Annotated in this window: 16 protein-coding genes; 12 read left to right on the forward strand and 4 right to left on the reverse strand. The window is 66.4% G+C overall.

From position 1 onward, the window contains the following. Window positions 1-34: 34 nt before the first annotated feature. Complete coding sequence (gene ubiT / locus ACFO27_RS12255; RefSeq protein ID WP_376817576.1) at window positions 35-559, forward strand: ubiquinone anaerobic biosynthesis accessory factor UbiT; 525 nt, start codon at window positions 35-37, stop codon at window positions 557-559. A gap of 84 nt (window positions 560-643) precedes the next feature. Here the strand turns inward: ubiT and ACFO27_RS12260 are convergent, their stop codons facing one another. The 3 genes from ACFO27_RS12260 to ACFO27_RS12270 all read right to left on the reverse strand — a co-directional run bounded on the left by ACFO27_RS12260 (window position 644) and on the right by ACFO27_RS12270 (window position 4,304). After that, on the reverse strand, window positions 644-1,861 hold the full coding sequence (locus ACFO27_RS12260; RefSeq protein ID WP_376817577.1) for an MFS transporter: 1,218 nt from the start codon (window positions 1,859-1,861) through the stop codon (window positions 644-646). Between the two features lie 82 nt (window positions 1,862-1,943). Beyond that, entirely contained in the window at window positions 1,944-3,197 is a 1,254-nt protein-coding gene (gene glyA / locus ACFO27_RS12265) for a serine hydroxymethyltransferase (RefSeq protein WP_376817578.1), read from the reverse strand. A gap of 99 nt (window positions 3,198-3,296) precedes the next feature. Next, window positions 3,297-4,304: a GlxA family transcriptional regulator gene (locus tag ACFO27_RS12270; protein ID WP_376817579.1), complete on the reverse strand. Its 1,008-nt coding sequence runs from the start codon at window positions 4,302-4,304 to the stop codon at window positions 3,297-3,299. Window positions 4,305-4,518: 214 nt separating this feature from the next. On the opposite strand from ACFO27_RS12270, the gene ACFO27_RS12275 reads away from it, so the two are divergent. The 6 genes from ACFO27_RS12275 (at window position 4,519) to ACFO27_RS12300 (ending at window position 11,949) form a co-directional block, all read left to right on the forward strand. Beyond that, entirely contained in the window at window positions 4,519-5,772 is a 1,254-nt protein-coding gene (locus ACFO27_RS12275; RefSeq protein WP_462936694.1) for a M24 family metallopeptidase, read from the forward strand. 212 nt (window positions 5,773-5,984) lie between these two features. Further along, window positions 5,985-7,355, forward strand: a complete 1,371-nt coding sequence (locus ACFO27_RS12280) for a purine-cytosine permease family protein (RefSeq protein ID WP_376817580.1) — start codon at window positions 5,985-5,987, stop codon at window positions 7,353-7,355. Between the two features lie 106 nt (window positions 7,356-7,461). Beyond that, window positions 7,462-8,229 carry a creatininase gene (locus ACFO27_RS12285; protein ID WP_376817581.1) on the forward strand — a complete coding sequence of 256 codons (768 nt, stop codon included), beginning with the start codon at window positions 7,462-7,464 and terminating at the stop codon, window positions 8,227-8,229. Between the two features lie 291 nt (window positions 8,230-8,520). Then, entirely contained in the window at window positions 8,521-9,834 is a 1,314-nt protein-coding gene (locus ACFO27_RS12290; RefSeq protein WP_376817582.1) for an MFS transporter, read from the forward strand. Window positions 9,835-9,846: 12 nt separating this feature from the next. After that, a complete protein-coding gene (gene folE2 / locus ACFO27_RS12295; protein WP_376817583.1) occupies window positions 9,847-10,677 on the forward strand; it encodes a GTP cyclohydrolase FolE2 in 831 nt (276 codons plus the stop codon). Window positions 10,678-10,938: 261 nt separating this feature from the next. Then, window positions 10,939-11,949 carry a YkvI family membrane protein gene (locus ACFO27_RS12300; RefSeq protein WP_376817584.1) on the forward strand — a complete coding sequence of 337 codons (1,011 nt, stop codon included), beginning with the start codon at window positions 10,939-10,941 and terminating at the stop codon, window positions 11,947-11,949. Between the two features lie 74 nt (window positions 11,950-12,023). Here the strand turns inward: ACFO27_RS12300 and purU are convergent, their stop codons facing one another. Next, entirely contained in the window at window positions 12,024-12,911 is an 888-nt protein-coding gene (gene purU, locus ACFO27_RS12305; protein ID WP_376817585.1) for a formyltetrahydrofolate deformylase, read from the reverse strand. 159 nt (window positions 12,912-13,070) lie between these two features. On the opposite strand from purU, the gene ACFO27_RS12310 reads away from it, so the two are divergent. From ACFO27_RS12310 to ACFO27_RS12330, 5 genes are all read left to right on the forward strand, one after another. Further along, entirely contained in the window at window positions 13,071-14,123 is a 1,053-nt protein-coding gene (locus ACFO27_RS12310; RefSeq protein WP_376817586.1) for a GlxA family transcriptional regulator, read from the forward strand. A 120-nt stretch (window positions 14,124-14,243) separates the two neighbouring features. Continuing rightward, window positions 14,244-15,491 (forward strand): sarcosine oxidase subunit beta family protein, encoded by a 1,248-nt coding sequence (locus tag ACFO27_RS12315; RefSeq protein WP_376817587.1) that lies wholly within the window; start codon window positions 14,244-14,246, stop codon window positions 15,489-15,491. A 9-nt stretch (window positions 15,492-15,500) separates the two neighbouring features. Then, window positions 15,501-15,776 (forward strand): sarcosine oxidase subunit delta, encoded by a 276-nt coding sequence (locus tag ACFO27_RS12320; RefSeq protein WP_376817588.1) that lies wholly within the window; start codon window positions 15,501-15,503, stop codon window positions 15,774-15,776. Next, complete coding sequence (locus ACFO27_RS12325) at window positions 15,773-18,772, forward strand: sarcosine oxidase subunit alpha family protein (protein ID WP_376817589.1); 3,000 nt, start codon at window positions 15,773-15,775, stop codon at window positions 18,770-18,772. Before ACFO27_RS12320 ends, ACFO27_RS12325 begins: the two co-directional genes overlap by 4 nt. Then, on the forward strand, window positions 18,762-19,355 hold the full coding sequence (locus tag ACFO27_RS12330; RefSeq protein ID WP_376817590.1) for a sarcosine oxidase subunit gamma: 594 nt from the start codon (window positions 18,762-18,764) through the stop codon (window positions 19,353-19,355). Before ACFO27_RS12325 ends, ACFO27_RS12330 begins: the two co-directional genes overlap by 11 nt. The last annotated feature ends 20 nt before the right edge of the window (window positions 19,356-19,375 follow it).

Consider the following 19,375-nt stretch of genomic DNA (forward strand, 5'->3'; position numbering starts at 1 on the left):
CGCCATTTTCCGATTTCCTCCCATGAGCCCGACCATGCAAAATCCCTCGACCCCCGCCTACCGCATTCCCGAACCCCTTGCGCGGGTGCTCGGGCACCTGCCCCGCTATCCGGGCTCGGTGCTCTTCGTCACCGGGCTGAACCTGGTGCTGGCCCGCCACCTGCATCCCGACACCCTGCACATGCTGGAAGGCCGCTCCCTGCGCATCCACGTGGCGGATGCCGGGCTGCGCTTCGACTACACCTGGCGCGACGGCGCCTTCCGGGCGGCCCGGCACGACGTGGCCGAACCCGACCTGACCTTCCGCGCCGACGCCTGGGATTTCCATTGCCTGCTGCAGCGCCGGGAAGACCCGGACACGCTGTTCTTCAGCCGCCGCCTGGTGATCGAGGGCGACACGGAACTGGGCCTGATGGTGAAGAACACGCTGGACTCCATCGACATGGCTGTATTCCAGCCGCGCACCGTGCTGCGCGACGTCGCGCTGGCGCTGCGGCAGCGGCTGGTGCCGCGCGCCAGGCCGATCGCGGCCGGGGCCGGGATCGCCCGGGACCGGTAACCGGCCCCGATCCGCGCGGCCGGGGCGGCTCCGGAGTCCGCCGGCTGCCCGGAGCGCGGCAGGCGGTCCGCGCGTCCGATCCTGTCAGCCGTTTTCCGGCGCCGCCCGCCGCGCGCCATGGCGGCGCACGGCCATGCGCCCCCCGGTGGCCAGGACCGCCGTGACCGCGAGGGCGAAGACACCCAGGGCGATGAGGGTGCCGCTGCGCTCCATCGTCTGCCGGCCCCAGAGGAGCGACAGCGCCGTCGGGCTGGAGTAGCCGGCGTAGACGACGAGATAGAACATCGAGATCAGGGCGCCGCGGCGGTCGGGCGGCGCGAGCGTGTCCGACACGGCCACGCCGGCGGCCAGCGACAGGCCGTTGGCCAGGCCGATCGCCGCCGAGGCCGGGATCACCCAGGGCCAGCCGCCGGGTTGCACCGCCAGGTAGCCCAGCGCGCAACCGGCCGCCCCGCACAGGCCGGCCAGGCAGCCGGCGCCGGCCGGACCGAGGCGAAACGCCTGCAGCGCCGCGAATGCGGCGAATCCCTGGACCAGCATCGCGCTCAGCCCGAGGATGAAATAGACCTGGCCGAAGCCGGCCTTGCCGAGCTGGATCGGGAATGCGACCAGCGACAGCATCGTGAAGGTGTAGACCAGCAGCCCGCAGGGCGCCAGAAACCAGAGGAAGCCGGCCGCCGTGCCGGGGGGCAGCCCGATGCGGATGCGGGCGGCCCCGTGTCCGGCCACTGTCTCGGGCAGTGTCCGCACGGCCGCGGCGGCGCCCGATACCAGGACGAGCGCGATCAGGAAGGAGAGGATGCGGGGCCAGGGCAGCCACTGGACGAGGATGCCGGAGACGAACGGGCCGACCGCGAATCCCGACGCCATCACGCCGCTGGCCAGCATCGATGCGCGCCGGGCGCCGACCTCGCCCGCCAGCTCGCGCAGCCAGACCGTGCCGACCGTGAAGACCGCGCCGCTGGCCAGTCCTTGCAGGAATCGCGCCGCCAGGATCATCGGCTTGCCCCACAGGGCCGCGCCCAGCAGCGCCACCACCGTCAGCGCCAGCACCCCTGTGGATGGCGCCACGATGGCCTTGCGGCCATACCGGTCCGACAGCGGTCCGCCGGCCAGGAAGGCCGCCATCAGGCCGGCGGCGTAGACGGTGAAGAACAGCGTCAGGTCGGTGGTCGACAGGCGCAGGTCGAACGTATAGAACAGCATGACCGGCGAGACGGTCTGCGCGGCGTAGGCCACCGCGAACAGCGCCGCGCACAGCGTCAGCCGTTGTCCGATGGCTTGCGAGTCGTGGTGCGTCATGGAATCCCCTTTGCGGGGTCCCGGTGCCCGGGCATGGCCCGGCCGCCGCCGGCGAGGCGGGGCCGGGTGGCGGGGATCGCCGTCAGCCGCGGTAGACCGGGAAGCGGGCGCACAGGTCGATCACCTGCGCGCGAATGCGGGCGATGGTGTCCGCGTTCTCCGGATCGTCGAGGATCTCGCAGATCCAGCCGGCCAGCAGGCGCGCCTCTTCGGTTTTGAAACCGCGCGTCGTGATGGCCGGCGAGCCGATGCGGATGCCGCTGGTCACGAAGGGGGGCTGGGGGTCGTTGGGCACCGCGTTCTTGTTGACCGTGATGTGGGCGGCGCCCAGCGCCGCGTCGGCGGCCTTGCCGGTGATGCCCTTGGCCGTCAGGTCCACCAGGAACAGGTGGTCGTGCGTGCCGCCCGAAACGATGCGCAGCCCGTTTTCGACGAAGACCTCGGCCATGGCCCGGGCGTTGTCCAGGACCTGCTGCTGATAGGCGCGGAATTCCGGCTGCATGGCCTCCTTCAGGGCCACGGCCTTGGCCGCGATGACGTGCATCAGCGGGCCGCCCTGCGCGCCCGGGAACACGGCCGACTGGATCTTCTTCTGGATCTCGGGGTTGGCGCGGCCCATGATCAGGCCGCCGCGCGGGCCGCGCAGGGTCTTGTGCGTCGTGGTCGTCACCACGTCGGCATGAGGCACCGGGTTGGGGTAGAGGCCCGCCGCCACCAGGCCGGCGAAGTGGGCCATGTCCACCATGAACAGCGCGCCCGCCTTGTCGGCGATGGCGCGAAAGCGCGGGAAATCGAGCACCTGCGAATAGGCGGAGAAGCCGGCGACGATCATCTTCGGCCTGTGTTCCATGGCCAGGCGTTCGACTTCGTCGTAGTCGATCAGGTCGTCCGCGTCCAGGCCGTACTGGACGGCGTGGTAGAGCCGGCCCGAGGAACTGACCTTGGCGCCGTGGGTCAGGTGGCCGCCGTGGGCCAGGCTCATGCCCAGCAGGGTGTCGCCGGGCTGCATCAGGGCGAGGTAGACGGCCGCGTTGGCCTGGGAGCCGGAATGGGGCTGGACGTTGGCCCAGTCCGCGCCGAACAGTTCGCAGGTGCGGTCGATGGCCATCTGCTCCACGACGTCCACGTGCTCGCAGCCGCCGTAGTAGCGCTTGCCGGGATAGCCCTCGGCGTACTTGTTGGTCAGCTTGGTGCCCTGGGCCTGCATGACCCGCGGGCTGGCGTAGTTCTCCGACGCGATCAGCTCGATGTGCTGCTCCTGGCGGCGGCCTTCCGCCTCGATGACGGCCCACAGCGCGTCATCGAAACCCTGGATGCGTTCGTTGCCTGAAAACATGATGTCTCCTGTCAGAATGGTTTTTTATGGGCTCCATTCTAGGGAGGGCGGGATTTTCGGCTTGTACGTTCGCGCCATAGTGCAGGGATGGACAGGCCGTCAGGGGGCCGGCGAGGGTGTGGCGCGGCGTTCGCGGCCGGGGGGCACGCCGAAAAATTCCCGGTAGCGATGCGTGAAATGCGTGACGGAGACGAAACCGCAGGCCGCCGCCACGTCGATGATGGGCTGCGCCGTGCCCAGCAGCAGTTGCCGGGCCCGCCGCAGCCGCAGCTCCAGGTAATAGGCGTTGGGCGTGCATTTCAGATGTTCCTGGAACAGCCGTTCGAGCTGGCGCACCGACACCTGGATGCACTGGGCGAGTTCTTCCTTGGTCAGGGGTTCCTCCAGGTTGTTTTCCATCAGCGTCACGACTTCCGTGAGTTTGGGCTGGCTGGTGCCGATCCGCTGGCGCAGCGGAATGCGCTGGGGATCGTGGGTCGAACGGACCCGTTCGCAGACCATCAGTTCGGAGACCTTGGGGGCGATTTCGTGGCAGCCGGCCTGCTGGCCGATCAGGGCGATCATCAGGTCGACGGGAGCGATGCCGCCGCTGCAGGTGTAGCGGTCCCGGTCGATCTCGAAGACCCGCCTGGATACGATGATGTCCGGAAAGTCGGTCAGGAGCTGTTCGGTGTCTTCCCAGTGCGAGGTGCAGCGGTAGCCATTGAGCAGGCCGGCCCTGGCCAGCCAGTAGCTGCCGGTATCGATGCCGCCCAGGGCGACCCCCAGCCGTGCCTGGCGGCGCAGCCAGTTCAGGCAATGGGGATCGATCCGGGCGGGGATGGGGTTGGAGCCGCAGATGAACACCGCATCCAGGATGGGCGCCTGATCCAGGGACCAGTCCGGCTGGACCGGAACCCCGTTGCTGGCCATGACGGTCGCCCCGTCCTGGCTGATCGTGTTCCAGCGGAACAGGGGGGCGTCGCCGGCCCGGTTCGCCATGCGCAGGGGCTCGATGGCCGAGGCGAAGCCGATCAGCGTGAATCCCGGCACCAGCAGGAACCCGTAGTGCCGCAAGGGTGGGGCCGGAGGCGCGTGGGGCCCGGCCGACGGCGCGGATGTGACCATCCTGCTTGTCTCCTTCTGGAAATGATTCGTGTCCGTGGATGATGCGGGATCGCCCGCGCGTTCCGCTCGTGCATTCTGTGCGGTTCTTCGCTTTCAGGCAATTATGGGTCGCTTTTGAAGAAGGCCGGGGGGCATCGGGTCTCTAAGATGATTCGCACAGACAGCGGAAAGCTGCACGACCGCAACCAGATCACGAAACCCACAGGAGACAGCGATGAGCAACCTGCAATTTTCCAATGCCGCCTCGGCCGCCCAGCAAATGCGCGAGACGCGCCTGCTGCAGATCCCGAACGGCCCCCATGCGAAGCCGACCTTTTCCGCCGCCGAAATGCAGCGGCGCGTCGATGCCGTGCGCAAGTACATGGCCGGCAACGGCATCGATGGCGTGCTGTTCACGTCGTACCACAACATCAATTATTACGCCGACTTCCTGTTCTGCCACTTCGGGCGCTTCTATGGCCTGGCGCTGACCCAGGACAAGCACACCACCATCAGCGCCAACATCGATGCCGGCCAGCCGGCGCGCCGCAGCTTCGGCGACAACATCGTCTATACGGACTGGCAGCGCGACAACTACTTCCATGCCGTGCAGACCCTGCTGAAGGGCAGCAAGCGGGTCGGCGTGGAAATGGACCACATCACGGCCGAGAACCTGCAGAAGCTGCGCGACGCGCTGCCGGGCGCCGAACTGGTGGACATCGGCAAGGCCTGCATGCGCATGCGCATGATCAAGTCCGACGAGGAAATCGCGCTCATCAAGCAGGGCGCCCGCATCGCCGACATCGGCGGCGCGGCCTGCCGCGACGCGATCGCCGTGGGCGTGCCGGAATACGAGGTGGCGCTCGCCTCGACGCAGGCGATGGTGCGCGAGATCGCGCGCACCTTTCCGGATGCGGAGCTGATGGACACCTGGACCTGGTTCCAGTCGGGGATCAACACCGACGGGGCGCACAATCCGGTGACTTCGCGGCGCATCGAGCGGGGCGACATCCTGAGCCTGAACTGCTTCCCCATGATCGCGGGCTACTACACGGCGCTGGAACGCACCCTGTTCGCCGAAGAGTGCTCGGACGCGCATCGGAAGATCTGGGAGATCAACGTCGAGGTGCACGAGGCGGGGCAGAAGCTGATCCGCCCGGGCGCGCGCTGCTGCGACATCGCGGCCGAACTGAACGAGATCTTCCACCGCCACGGCGTCCTGAAATACCGCACCTTCGGCTACGGCCATTCGTTCGGCGTGCTGTCGCATTACTACGGCCGCGAGGCGGGGCTGGAACTGCGCGAGGACATCGAAACCGTGCTGGAACCGAACATGGTGGTGTCGATGGAGCCGATGCTGATGCTGCCCGAGGGTTTGCCGGGCGCCGGCGGCTACCGCGAGCACGACATCCTGGTCGTGACCGCGGACGGGGCCGAGAACATCACCAAATTCCCGTATGGCCCCGAGCACAACATCGTGAAGCGCTGATCGATACTGCGGGGCGCCTGATCCCGGTCCATTTCCGGGAGGCGCTCCGCAGGTCCATGCCTTGCCCCTTCTTCGTATGGAAAAAAGGTTGTCGGAGATCGGATTCAAAATTCGGTGGCGCTGTTGCGGCGCCATCACGAGGGATATCCAATTCATGCTGCCACACTCTCGATCTATAACGGGAGGTCGGCATATTTCGAGGAGACAACACCATGGAATACGGCACAGCCAGAATTCCGCATGATAAACGCGAATATGGATTTTTCGATCAGGTTGTGACTTGGTTCGGTTCCGGTGTCAATACCGGGTCCTGGTACTTTGGTGGAATGGCGGCTGCCATTGGCATGAGCTTCGTCTGGCAGTACGCATTCATCTATCTGCCTCTGATGATGATCCCCTGGGCCATGATCGGGTGGATCGCATGGAAGCATGGCGCATCGACTGTCTCCTGCACAGTGCCTGCCCTGGGGGTGAAAGGCTCGCGCTGGGCCGGTGTCGGTGAATTCCTGGGCATGATTGGCTGGCCAAGCATCAATACCTTTATCGCCGCCATTTCACTGACCTATGTCTTTCATGAAATGTGGGGGTGGGCGACGTACGGTCAGCCTGGTTCCACCATGCCGCTTATCCTGGGGATTCTGGTGACCGCCGTCGTTCAGGGCCTGGTCGTGGTGATAGGGCATCGCGCGATCAAATACCTGGAATGGATCTCGGTGGTTCTTCTGATCGTGTTGGGGATCTGGGAAACCATTGTGGTGCTGCAACACTGGGACTATGCCAGGATTGCCAATCTGACCTTGCCGGAGGCTCAGCATACTCCAGCGTTCTATTTTGATCTGGCGTTCGGGTTTTGTTGGGGCTGGGCGATGATCGGAGACTTCGCCCGTCTGGCCAAAGGGCCAGGTGCTGCCACGGCCGGCAGCTGGCTGGGAGTCAACCTGGGCCAGGGCTGGTTCATGATCGTGGGGGCCATCGGCGTGATCGGCGTTGTGCTGGATACCGGTGTATTCGACCCTAATAATTCCGATCCAAGTTCCACGATTGCTTCCCTGGGGCTGGGCACCATCGCTTTCCTGGTGGTTTTCTTTGCGACTGTCAGCACGAATGTGACCGTGCTGTATGGCGCTGGCATGGGCCTGGTCGGCGCCACTCGCAGCCACTCTCCCAAGCGCTACCTGCTGTTCATCGCCATTCTGCAGTTCGCCATGTGCTTTCTGCCGTTGGCCTTTGAAAAATTCATCGAATATTTCGAATTCTTCCTCGGAATTGTCGGCGGCATCTTTGTTCCGTTGTGGACCCTGGTGGTGATCGATTACTTCATCGTCCGTAAATGTCGTGTTCAGGATGAGGATATGTTCGCGGGAACCAATGCCGATGGATCCACCAAGAGCCGGCTGGGGGACTGGAATTCCTCCGGGTGGATCGCGATGGCGCTGGGCCTGGGCGTGTTTTATCTGCTGCATTATGGCCTGCCGGATGTCGCGGCGGTTTGGACCGCGTCCTTTCCCGCAATAGCGATGACCGCGGCCAGCTATCTGGTTATGACGCTGGGTTTCAACATGGGACGCACCCGTCTTGTCTAGCGCGTCTTGCGGCGTCTTTGAGCGGATCGAATGTGGCCGGCAGCCCTTTACGGAATTTGCGGGGTGCTGGCCATCAATGAAATTCATCGATGGAACGAGGTAATTCATGAATCAAGTCCGTATCGCTGAACTGTCTTGGCCGGTCTATGCGGAGAAAGTCGGAAGCGGGGCGCCGGTATTGATTCCGGTCGGGGCCCTGGAGCAGCACGGCCCACATATGAGCATGAATCCGGACGTGCTGCTGCCGACCGCAATCGCCGAGCGCGTGGCGGCCGATATCGACGGGCTGGTGGCGCCGGCCATTGCCTATGGATACAAGTCCCAGCAAAAAAGTGGCGGCGGCAACCACATGCCCGGTACGACCAGCCTGGATGGTTCAACGGTTACCAGCATCATCCGCGACGTGCTCAGGGAACTGGCACGCCATGGTGTGCGCAAGGCGGTTCTGATCAATGGCCATTACGAGAATTCCGCATTCATCACCGAGGGGGTCGACCTGGCATTGCGTGAATTACGCTGGGACGGTATTGCGGATTTTCGTTGCATCATCCTGTCTTACTGGGATTTCATCGATCAGGCCACGATCGACGAGATCTATCAGGGTGATTTCCCTGGCTGGGCGGTCGAGCATGGCGGGGTCCTGGAGACTTCTCTGATGCTGCATCTGCATCCGGATCTGGTCGATATGAGTCTGGTTCATGACCATCCGCCCGCGGCCTTCCCTCCCTACGATTTCTTCCCGATCAAACCTGAGTGGACTCCGGCATCGGGATGCCTGTCCTCGGCCAAACGGGCCAGGGCGGAACATGGCGAGCTGATTTTGCGTGTTTGCGTGCAGGGGATATCGGGGGCATTGCAAACAGCGTTTGATTGATCTGCCGGATGCGCGGATCGGTCCTTCCGGATGAGAATGAAATTCTCATCCAGTGTTTTGGTGTTGGCGGATGTGTTGTTTGCCGGCGGTCGCGCCCGTCCATGCTGCGAGGACCTTCGCTTTCAGGAAATTACGGGTCGCTTTTGAAAAAGGACGGGCAGCCCCGGGTCTCTAAGATGATTCGCACGGGCAGCGGAAGGCTGCACGATCACCCTCACTAGAAAAATTGCACTTCCGATAGGTATGGCCCGCGAAAGGCTGGTCGTACAGAGGGCATATGGAGACAAGACAATGAACTCTGCCGTCATTCAGGCCAGTGCCATGCCGGGCAATGGCGAGCGCCGCGTCATCAGGAAAGTCGCGGCCGCCAGCTTCATCGGCAATTTCGTCGAATGGTTCGACTATGCGTCGTACGCCTATCTGGCGACCATCATCGCCCATGTGTTCTTCCCCGAGGCCTCGCCGACGGCGGGCCTGATGGCCACCTTCGGGGTGTTCGCCCTGTCCTTCGTCGTCCGCCCCATCGGCGGCGTGTTCTGGGGCCACTACGGCGACAGGATCGGCCGCAAGCAGGCCCTGTCGCTGTCGATCATCATCATGTCCCTGGCGACCTTCGCCATCGCCCTGCTGCCCGATTTCGGCCAGATCGGCATCTGGGCGCCCGTGCTGCTCCTGGTCCTGCGGCTGGTCCAGGGTTTTTCGGCGTCGGGAGAGTATGCGGGCGCGTCGGCCTTTCTGGTCGAGTATGCACCGCCTCACAAGCGCGGGCTGTACGCCAGCATCGTGCCGGCCAGCACGGCCTCGGGCCTGCTGCTGGGGTCCCTGCTGGTGTCCGGTATGCACCTGTTCCTCAGTCCCGAGCAGATGCAGTCCTTCGGCTGGCGCCTGCCGTTCCTGCTGGCGGCGCCCCTGGGCTACATCGGCCGCTACATCCGCATGAATCTCGAAGATTCGCCCAAGTTTCGCGAGCTGGAAGAATCGCATCAGGTGCCCCAGGCGCCCATCGGCCTGCTGCTGTCGCGCCACCGCCATGCCCTGATCATCGCCGTCGGCGTGACGATGCTCAACGCCGTGGGCTTCTACATCATCCTGAGCTACATGCCCACCTACATGTCCGTCGAGCTCGGCGTGAGCGAATCCGAGTCCTTCCTGGCGACCACGGTGGCCCTGACCGCCTACATCGGCCTGATCTTCCTGATGGGCGTGCTGTCGGACCTGCTCGGGCGCAAGACCATGCTGATCCTTGCGTCGCTGGCCTTCGTCTGGCTGACCGTGCCGCTGTTCAGCGGCCTGGCCTCGGCCAGTTTCATGGGCATCGTGCTGATCCAGATCGCCTTTGGCGCCATGCTGACCATGAACGACGGCACCTTGCCCAGTTTCCTGTCGGAGATCTTCCCGACCCGGGTGCGCTACAGCGGCTTTGCCCTGAGCTTCAACGTGGCCAACGCGATTTTCGGCGGCACGGCCCCGTTCGTCGCCACCTGGCTGATCCAGCTGACGGACAACAAGCTCGCGCCGGCCTGGTACCTGGTGGTGGCCGCGGGCGTTGCGCTGATCGCCATGATCCTGAGCAAGGAAACGTCCCGCCAGCCCCTGCAGGACTAGAGGGGGCAACGCATGAACATTCCCGCCGACCCGCTGGTTTGCGCCTTGCCGGATGTGCAGGGCGGGCTGGACATGCGCGGGATCGCCATCCAGCGGGTGGGGGTGCGCGGGGTGCGCCATCCCTTGCTGGTGGCCGCTGGCGCCGGCCAGCCCCAGGCGACCGTCGCCCGATGGGAAATGACCGTGGCGCTGCCGGCCGAGGAAAAGGGCACGCACATGTCGCGCTTCATCGCCCTGCTGGAAACGCGGCGCGGCGAGGCCATGACGCCGAAGGGCTTGTGCGGCCTGGCGGATGCGCTGCTGGAGCGGCTGGGAGCCGGGGCGGGCGACGTGGCCGCCGAGTTTCCGTATTTCGTGGAAAAGGCGGCGCCCGCGTCGGGTGTGCGCAGCCTCATGGATTATCGGGTGCGCTGGAGCGCGCGGGCCCGGCGCGGCGAGCCCGCGCGCTTCTCCCAGAGTGTCCAGGTCCCTGTGACCAGCCTGTGCCCTTGCTCCAAGGCCATTTCCGATTACGGCGCGCACAACCAGCGGTCGCACATCCTGGTCCGCGTGGCGTACGAGGCGCCCGGCGCGGCCGACCTGGAGGGGCTGATCCGGCGCGTCGAGGCCCAGGCCTCGTGCGAACTGTGGGGCCTGCTGAAACGCACCGACGAGAAGTTCGTCACCGAGCGCGCCTACGAGAATCCGAAATTCGTCGAAGACCTGGTGCGCGACGTGGCGCTGACGCTGGAACGGCTGCCGGGCCTGGCCGCCTACGAAATCGAGGCCGAGAACTTCGAGTCGATCCACAACCACTCCGCCTATGCGCGGGTGTCCGGTGGGCGGAGGCATGCGTTCGAGTGATTGCGCGCGGACCGTGGCATGCGTGTCCCAGGCAAATGTCGGAACCATACAAGCCTCGCTTCTTCCACTCTATAGAATCGTCCGCAGGGGCTGAAGGAATCATTCGATCCGTCGGGCGGAGCCCGATTCAGTGCCTCTATATATAAGAAAGATTGGAGACAAAATATGGCTCAGGTATCGAGCGTGAGGAGCGCCTTGCTCATCGCGGGGGCGTTCATTGCCTTTCTGGTCGGGTCCGGCTTCGCAACCGGTCAGGAAATCATGCAGTACTTCGTCGGCTATGGGTACGCCGGCGTTCTTGGCGCGGGGATCGTGTTCGCGGTCTTCGTGTATGTGGGGTTGAGCTTCGTGTCGGCCGGCCATCACCAGCAATTCCAGAAGGGCAACGACGTCTATGCCCATTATTGCGGCAAATATGTCGGCAGGTTCTACGACTATTTCTCGGTCGTGTTCATCTACATGTCCTTCATGGTCATGGTGGGTGGCGCCGGGGCGACCCTGCATCAGCAATATGATCTCCCGGTTCATTACGGAGGTATCGGGATCGCCGTCGTCGCCGGCGTCACCGTGCTGTTCGGCCTGTCGAACATTGTCAACGTCATCGGCGCCATCGCGCCGGTGATCTGTGTCGGGACGATTCTGCTGGGAGTCGCCGGCATGCTGCTGAATCCCTCGGGCCTGGCCTCGGCCGACGAGGCCATTGCCGGGATGGACCTGCTCCGGGCCTCGCCCCACTGGCTGTCGGCTGCCATGTCCTATGTCGGATTCTGCATGCTGTGGCTGGCCGCCTTCATGTCGCAGATCGGGAAGAACGCCCGGACCGGCCGCGAGGCCCGTCTGGGCGCCGTCCTGGGGGCCTTCGGCTTTTCTCTGGCGGTCGTCGTCATCACGTTGGGCCTGATGGCCAACATCGATCTGGTCGCGGGCAGCCTGGTGCCTTCCCTGGCGCTGGCCGGCAAGCTCCATCCGCTCATCGGCACCCTGTTTTCCCTGGCCGTCTATGCCGCGATCTACACGACGGCCGTGCCCCTGCTCTGGCTCGTGGTCGCGCGGGTCGTTCCGGACGACAAGAGCCGGGCGTTCAAGACCGCGACGGTCCTGCTGGCCGCGGCGGGCACCCTCATCGCCCTGCAGGTGCCGTTCGACCGGCTCATCAATATCGTGTATGTGCTGAACGGCTATGTGGGTATCTGCCTGCTCGCGTTCATGCTGATCAAGGACATTACGGGCACGGCCTTGCCCGGCCTGCTGCGCCGCCTGTTGCCCGCATGATGAGCGGCTTTCGCCCCGGCTTGCCGGGGACGGCGCCGGGCCGCATGGCCCGGCACGTGCCGCGCGCCGCGGGCTCAGAGCACGATGGTGCGGTGCCCGCTGATGAACACGCGCCGCTCGGTGTAGATCTTGACGGCGCGGGCGAGCGCCTGGCATTCCAGGTGGCGGCCGATGGCCAGCAACTGGTCGGGATCCTGCGTGTGGTCCACGGGTTCGACCACCTGCTCGATGATGGGGCCCTCGTCCAGGTCGTCGGTGACGAAGTGCGCCGTGGCGCCGATCACCTTGACGCCCCGTTCGTAGGCCTGGTGGTAGGGCCGCGCGCCCTTGAAGCCCGGGAGGAAGGAATGATGGATGTTGATCGCACGGCCGGCCAGCGCCTTGCTGGTGTCCGGTCCCAGGATCTGCATGTAGCGGGCGAGGACGACCAGTTCCGCGCCGGTCGCGTCCGCCAGTTCCAGGATGGCCGCTTCCTGCTGCCGGCGGTTGTCGTTGCCGACCGGCAGGTGGTGGAAGGCGACGCCGGCGGCCTGGGCGTGGCCGCGCAGGGCGTCGTGGTTGGACGCGATCGCCGCGACCTCCATGCGCAGTTCGCCCATGCGGGTGCGGAACAGCAGGTCCGCCAGGCAGTGTTCCAGCTTCGACACCAGGATCAGCACTTTGGGGCGCAGGGACAGGTCGTGAATGTTCCAGCGCATCGAGAAGCGCCGCGCGAGATCCGCGAAGTCCCGCTCCAGGGATGCGCGTTCCAGCGCCTGGCCTTCGGCATGGAAGACGCCGCGCACGAAGAATTGCCGCGTGCTCTTTTCGTCGAAGACGGCGAACTCGTCGATGTAGCATTGCCGCTGGTCCAGGAACGATGCGATGGCCGCGACCTGGCCCGCCGCGCTGGGGCAGGAGACGGTCAGGCAGAAGCGGGGGGGATGGGCGTGCGCGCCCGCGGGGATCGGGGAAGTGTGCATCGAGAGGTCTCCTTTGGTATGCGCGCGGGGGGCCGCCATGCGTGCCGCCCCCGGGCGTCCGCCGGTATGGCGGATGGACCCACTACACCATCGAGCCGCGCGCCTGACTAGAATGGAAGCGTCATGGCGCTTGAACCGATTGGCAGGAGGAAGGATCGAATGGACAAGGGACCGGTGCGCTTCGGCTTCATCCTGCTGCCGCATTTCACGTTGACGGCCTTTTCAGGCATGCTGGACGTGCTGCGCCTGGCCGGCGACGAGGGCGATCACAGCCGTCCCCTGCGCTGTTCCTGGCAGGTGATCGACGAGACCCTGACGCCGGTCCGATCCAGCAGCGGCATCCAGGTCGTGCCCTCGGAAACGCTGGGCGATCCGTCCCGTTTCGATTACCTGGTGGTGGTCGGCGGCCTGCTGAAGCGTCCGCCCGTCAATCCCGGCCTGCTGGAATTCATCCGCCAGGCCGCGCGCGCGGACGTCACCCTGGTGGGCCTGTGCACCGGCGTGTTCACCCTGATGCAGGCCGGCGTGCTCGCCGGGCACCGCATCTGCATCAGCTGGTTCCATTACTGGGATTTCCTGGAGCGCTTTCCGGCGACCGATCCCGGCCAGGTGTGCGCCGACCGGCTGTACGTCTTCGACCGGCGGCGCATCACCTGCTCGGGCGGGCGCGCCTCGATCGACGTGGCCGCCGAGATCCTGGGCCGGCACGTCGACCGGCCGATCGTGCAGAAGGCCCTGCGCATCCTCCAGGTCGACGACGCCGGCCGGGCCAACGCCGCCCAGCCCCTGCCGCCGGGCGCCCAGCCCGCCACGCATCCGGTGGTGCGCCGCGCGGTGCTGCTCATGGAACAGCACGTCGGCCGGGCGCTGGGCCTGGGCGAGCTGGCCGGCCGGCTGGGGATCTCCGTGCGCCACCTGGAGCGGCTCTTCAAGGAAGCCACCGGCCAGAGCCCGCAGGCCTATGCCCGCGGCATCCGCCTGCGCCTGGCGGCCTGGATGCTGACGCACACCAAGAAGACCATTTCCGCCATCGCCTCGGAGTGCGGGTTTTCCGACGCCTCGCACCTGGGCCGCGAGTTTCGCACCGCCTTCCTCATGTCGCCCAGCGCCTGGCGCGACCGCGCGCAACTGCCCGACGCCCTGCTGCCGCCTCGGGGCGGCGAGGCCGATTACGTCAGCGAAGTCTTTCCCGATCGCCGCGAGTTCTTCTGAACCGCCGGATTCTTCCAACGGGTTGGCGGAAAAGTTCTAGCTCGGCCGCTTCGCTTTTGATGTACTGCGCCTCATGCGACCCGCCTGCATGGGGGACGGAGACATCCAAGCGAGGAGACCATGAGCAACCGCTACTCGATTTTCAGCCTGATACGCAACGGGCTGAGCCATCACGAAAACTGGGGCCGGGCATGGCACAGCCCGGAGCCCAGGAAAGAATACGACGTCGTCATCGTCGGCGCCGGCGGCCACGGGCTGGCCACCGCGTACTACCTGGCCAAGGTCCACGGCGTGCGCAACGTGGCCGTCCTGGAAAAGGGCTGGCTGGGCGGCGGCAACACCGCGCGCAACACGACCATCGTGCGTTCCAATTATCTCTGGGACGAGTCTGCGCAGCTCTACGAGAAGGCCATGCAGCTCTGGGAAGGCCTGTCCCAGGACCTGAACTACAACGTCATGTTCAGCCAGCGCGGGGTCATGAACCTGGCCCACACCCTGCAGGAAGTGCGCGACACCCAGCGGCGCATCAATGCCAACCGCTACAACGGCGTGGACGGCGAATGGCTGACCCCGGCCCAGGTCAAGGAAATCGTCCCCAACATCAACCTGGACAGCCGCTATCCCGTGCTGGGCGGCTCGTTCCAGCGGCGCGGCGGCGTGGCGCGCCACGACGCCGTGGCCTGGGGCTTCGCCCGCGCCGCCGACCGGCTGGGCGTGCACATCATCCAGAACTGCCCCGTCACCAACATCCGCAGGAAGGACGGCGCGGTCGAGGGGGTGGATACCGGCAAGGGCTTCATCAGGGCGAAGAAGGTCGCCGTGGTGGTGGCCGGCCATTCCAGCGTGCTGGCCGACATGGCCGGCATCCGCCTGCCGATCGAAAGCCATCCGCTGCAGGCGCTGGTGTCCGAACCGGTCAAGCCCTGCATCCACACCGTCATCATGTCCAATGCCGTGCACGCCTACATCAGCCAGTCCGACAAGGGCGACCTGGTGATCGGCGCCGGCATCGACCAGTACCTGGGCTACGGCCAGCGCGGCAGCTTCCAGAGCATCGAGCACACGCTGCAGGCCATCGTCGAGATGTTCCCGTCGCTCAGCCGCGTGCGCATGAACCGCCAGTGGGGCGGGATCGTCGACGTCTCGCCCGACGCCTGCCCGATCATCAGCAAGACCGACATCAAGGGCCTGTATTTCAACTGCGGCTGGGGCACGGGCGGCTTCAAGGCGACGCCGGGCTCGGGCTGGGTGTTCGCCCACACGGTGGCGCGCGACGAGCCGCATCCCCTGAACAAGGCGTTCTCCATCGACCGCTTCTACAGCGGCCACCTGATCGACGAGCACGGCGCCGCGGCCGTGGCCCACTGAGGAGACATCATGCTGCAGATCAAATGCCCCTGGTGCGGCGACCGCGCCGAGAGCGAATTCAGCTATGGCGGCGAGGCCGGCATCGTCCGGCCCGTGGACAACGAATCGATGGACGACCGGCAATGGGGCGACTACGTCTTCATGCGCCGCAACACCTTCGGACCGTTCCGCGAGCAGTGGGTGCACGCCCACGGCTGCCGCCGCTGGTTCATCGCCGAGCGCGACACGCGTTCCTATGAGTTCCAGCGCTACGAAACCTTCGGCCAGAACAAGGAGACAACATGAACCAGCCCTGCCGTCTGCCCCAGGGGGGGCGAGTGCGCCGCGGCGTCCCGGTGAATTTCACCTTCAATGGCAAGGCCTACGCGGGCTTCGAGGGCGACACCCTGGCCTCGGCGCTGCTCGCCAACGGCGTGCACTTCGTGGCGCGCAGCTTCAAGTACCACCGCCCGCGCGGCATCCTGACCGCCGGCGTCGAGGAGCCGAACGCCATCGTGCAGCTGGAAAGCGGCCCCTACACCGTGCCCAACGCGCGCGCCACCGAGGTCGAGCTCTACGAAGGCCTGCGCGCCACCAGCGTGAACGCCAAGCCCGACATCGAGCACGACCGCATGGCCGTCATGCAGCGGTTCGCGCGCTTCATTCCGGCCGGCTTCTACTACAAGACCTTCATGTGGCCGCGCAGCTGGTGGGGCAAGTACGAGGAACGCATCCGCGACGCCGCCGGCCTGGGCTCGGTGCCCGAGACGCCGGACCCCGACCGCTACGAGAAGCGCTACGCCCATTGCGACGTGCTGGTCGTGGGCGCCGGGCCGGCGGGCCTGGCCGCGGCCTGCGCGGCCGCGCGCAGCGGCGCGCGCGTCATGCTGGTGGACGACCGCGGCGAGGCCGGCGGCAGCCTGCTGTGGACCGAGGAGATCATCGACGGCAAGCCGGCGGCCGAATGGGTGGCCGAGCGCGTGGCCGAGCTGTCCGCGCTGCCGGACGCGCGGGTGCTGATGCGCACGACCGCCTTCGGCTACCAGGACCACAACCTGGTCACCGCCTGCGAGCGGCTGCACGACCACCTGCCGATCCGGCAGCGCGCCGGCACGCGCGAGCGCGTCTGGAAGATCCGCGCGCGCCACGTCGTGCTGGCCACCGGCGCCCACGAGCGTCCGCTGGTTTTCGGCAACAACGACATCCCTGGCATCATGCTGGCCGGCGCCGTGTCCGCCTACATCCATCGGTTCGGCGTGCTGCCCGGCCGCCGCGCCGTGGTGTTCACCAACAACGACAGCGCCTACCAGTGTGCGATCGACCTCAAGCGCCAGGGCGCCGAGGTCACCATCGTCGATCCGCGCGTCATGAGCGAGGGCACCCTGCCGGGCGAGGCGGTCCGGCTGGGGATCCCCGTGATCCACCAGGCCGTGGTCGCCGAGGCGCGCGGCGGCAAGCACGTCTCCGGAGTGCGGCTGCGCGGCCTGGGTGCGCGCCTGCCCGACGGCGCGGACACGCTCGCCTGCGATCTGCTGGCGATGTCCGGCGGCTGGAATCCGGTGGTCCACCTGTACGCGCAATCGCGCGGCAAGCCGCGCTGGTGCGACGGGCGGGCGTGCTTCGTGCCCGGCGAACCGGCCCAGCCGCAAGGCAGCGCCGGCGCGGCCAACGGTGATTTCGGCCTGCAGGAGGCGCTGGACGGCGGCGTGCGGGCCGGCCTGGAGGCGGTCGCCGGGCTCGCCTCGGCCCGCCGGGTCGACGCGCCGGCCTGGACGGCCCGTCCCGTCGAGACTTCGCCCCTGATGCCCCTGTGGTCGGTCGGCAAGGGCACGCAGGCCAGCCGCGGCCCCAAGCAGTTCATCGACTACCAGAACGACGTCTCGGTGTCCGACATCCTGCTCGCGGTGCGCGAAGGCTACCATTCGGTGGAGCACGTCAAGCGCTACACGGCGATGGGCTTCGGCACCGACCAGGGCAAGCTGGGCAACATCAACGGCATGGCGGTGCTGGCCGAGGCGCTCAAGCAGAGCATCCCCGAGACCGGCACGACCACCTTCCGTCCCAACTACACGCCGGTGAGTTTCGGCGCCATCGCCGGGCGCGAGCTGGGCGATTGCTTCGATCCGATCCGCAAGACCTGCCTGCACGACTGGAACGTGGAGCACGGCGCGGTGTTCGAGGACGTGGGCAACTGGAAGCGCGCCCACTACTATCCGAAGCCGGGCGAGGACATGCACGCCGCCGTGCGGCGCGAATGCCTGGCCGTGCGCAACGCCGTCGGCATCCTGGACTACAGCACGCTGGGCAAGATCGACGTGCGCGGCCCGGACGCGGTGGAATTCCTCAACCGCCTGTACATCAATTCCTGGACCAAGCTGCAGCCCGGCCGCTGCCGCTACGGTCTGCTGCTCGACGAGAACGGGATGGTGATGGACGACGGCGTCAGCATCCGGCTGGCCGAGGACCATTTCCTGCTCACCACCACCACTAGCGGCGCCGCGCGCATCATGAGCTGGATGGAGCGCTGGCTGCAGACGGAATGGCCCGACCTGCGGGTCTACCTGACCTCGGTGACCGACCAGTACGCCGTTGCCACCGTGGCCGGACCGCAGGCGCGCAAGGTGCTGAGTGCCGTGTGCGACGGCATCGATTTCGGCAACGAGGCCTTCCCCTTCATGAGCTTCAGGGAAGGCACCATCGACGGCGTGTTCGCCCGCGTGCTGCGGGTCAGTTTCTCCGGCGAACTGTCGTATGAAATCTACACGCCGGCCAACATGGGCCGCCATGTCGTCGAGCGGCTGATGCGGGCCGGCGAGCCCTATGGCATCACGCCCTACGGCACCGAGACCATGCACGTGCTGCGCGGCGAGAAGGGCTACATCATCGTCGGGCAGGACACCGACGGTTCCGTCACGCCCATGGACCTGGGCATGGGCGGAATGGTCGCCAAGAACAAGGACTGCCTGGGCAAGCGTTCGCTCATGCGCAGCCATACGAACGGCGCCGGACGCAAGCAGTTCGTCGGCCTGCTGGCCGACGACCCGGCCTGCGTCCTGCCCGAAGGCGGCCAGATCCTGCAAGGGCCCACCCAGGCCGCCATCGCCCCCATGTTCGGCCACGTGACGTCCAGCTACATGAGCCCGGTCCTGGGCCGCTCGATCGCCCTGGCCCTGCTGAAGGATGGCCAGGAGCGGATGGGCCAGTCAGTCACCGTCGCCACCGCCGACGGCCGGTTCATGCCGGCGCGCGTCTGCAGTCCCGTGTTCTATGATCCCGAAGGAGCCCGTCAGAATGTCGAGTGAAATCAAACAGCAGACCCCGCTGGCGAGCCTGCAGGCCGATTATGGCCAGCCGCTGCGGCACCGCACCTCGGGGCGGGTCCTCCTGAGCGAACTGCCCCTGGTCGGCCTGGCGAACCTGCGCGTCGATCCGGGCTCCGGGGCGATCCTGGACGCCTTGCGCGCCGGCCTGGGGCTGGAATTGCCGGTCGCGCCCAACACCGTGGCGCAGGGCCGGGACGCGATGGCGTTGTGGCTGGCTCCCGACGAATGGCTGCTGCGGGCGTCGTCCGATGGTCCGGCCGATCTGGCCGCGCACGTGGAGGCCGCCCTGGCGGGCCACTGGTTCGCCGTCACCGACCAGACCAGCGGCTATTCCGTGGTGCGGCTGCACGGACCCGGGACGCGCGACGTGCTGAACGCGGGATGCCCGCTGGACCTGCACCCTGGCGTCCTCACGCTCGGCCAGTGCGCCCAGTCCCATTTCTTCAAGGCGAGCGTGCTGCTGCGCCCCCTGGACGAGAAAGGGGATGGCTGGGAGCTGATCGTGCGGCGCAGTTTCGCCGATTACACCGTGCGCATGCTGCTCGATGCCATGCGGGAGTGAATCCTGGCCTCCGGGGAGTC

This window comes from Castellaniella denitrificans, assembly GCF_042653765.1.
GTDB lineage: Bacteria > Pseudomonadota > Gammaproteobacteria > Burkholderiales > Burkholderiaceae_B > Castellaniella > Castellaniella denitrificans.

What these genes read in the sequence shown, in the direction of transcription:
- ubiT (WP_376817576.1), top strand. Translation starts at nt 35, where the DNA reads ATGCAAAATCCCTCGACCCCCGCCTACCGCATTCCCGAACCCCTTGCG.
- ACFO27_RS12260 (WP_376817577.1), bottom strand. Translation starts at nt 1,861, where the DNA reads ATGACGCACCACGACTCGCAAGCCATCGGACAACGGCTGACGCTGTGC.
- glyA (WP_376817578.1), bottom strand. Translation starts at nt 3,197, where the DNA reads ATGTTTTCAGGCAACGAACGCATCCAGGGTTTCGATGACGCGCTGTGG.
- ACFO27_RS12270 (WP_376817579.1), bottom strand. Translation starts at nt 4,304, where the DNA reads ATGGTCACATCCGCGCCGTCGGCCGGGCCCCACGCGCCTCCGGCCCCA.
- ACFO27_RS12275 (WP_462936694.1), top strand. Translation starts at nt 4,519, where the DNA reads ATGAGCAACCTGCAATTTTCCAATGCCGCCTCGGCCGCCCAGCAAATG.
- ACFO27_RS12280 (WP_376817580.1), top strand. Translation starts at nt 5,985, where the DNA reads ATGGAATACGGCACAGCCAGAATTCCGCATGATAAACGCGAATATGGA.
- ACFO27_RS12285 (WP_376817581.1), top strand. Translation starts at nt 7,462, where the DNA reads ATGAATCAAGTCCGTATCGCTGAACTGTCTTGGCCGGTCTATGCGGAG.
- ACFO27_RS12290 (WP_376817582.1), top strand. Translation starts at nt 8,521, where the DNA reads ATGAACTCTGCCGTCATTCAGGCCAGTGCCATGCCGGGCAATGGCGAG.
- folE2 (WP_376817583.1), top strand. Translation starts at nt 9,847, where the DNA reads ATGAACATTCCCGCCGACCCGCTGGTTTGCGCCTTGCCGGATGTGCAG.
- ACFO27_RS12300 (WP_376817584.1), top strand. Translation starts at nt 10,939, where the DNA reads ATGCAGTACTTCGTCGGCTATGGGTACGCCGGCGTTCTTGGCGCGGGG.
- purU (WP_376817585.1), bottom strand. Translation starts at nt 12,911, where the DNA reads ATGCACACTTCCCCGATCCCCGCGGGCGCGCACGCCCATCCCCCCCGC.
- ACFO27_RS12310 (WP_376817586.1), top strand. Translation starts at nt 13,071, where the DNA reads ATGGACAAGGGACCGGTGCGCTTCGGCTTCATCCTGCTGCCGCATTTC.
- ACFO27_RS12315 (WP_376817587.1), top strand. Translation starts at nt 14,244, where the DNA reads ATGAGCAACCGCTACTCGATTTTCAGCCTGATACGCAACGGGCTGAGC.
- ACFO27_RS12320 (WP_376817588.1), top strand. Translation starts at nt 15,501, where the DNA reads ATGCTGCAGATCAAATGCCCCTGGTGCGGCGACCGCGCCGAGAGCGAA.
- ACFO27_RS12325 (WP_376817589.1), top strand. Translation starts at nt 15,773, where the DNA reads ATGAACCAGCCCTGCCGTCTGCCCCAGGGGGGGCGAGTGCGCCGCGGC.
- ACFO27_RS12330 (WP_376817590.1), top strand. Translation starts at nt 18,762, where the DNA reads ATGTCGAGTGAAATCAAACAGCAGACCCCGCTGGCGAGCCTGCAGGCC.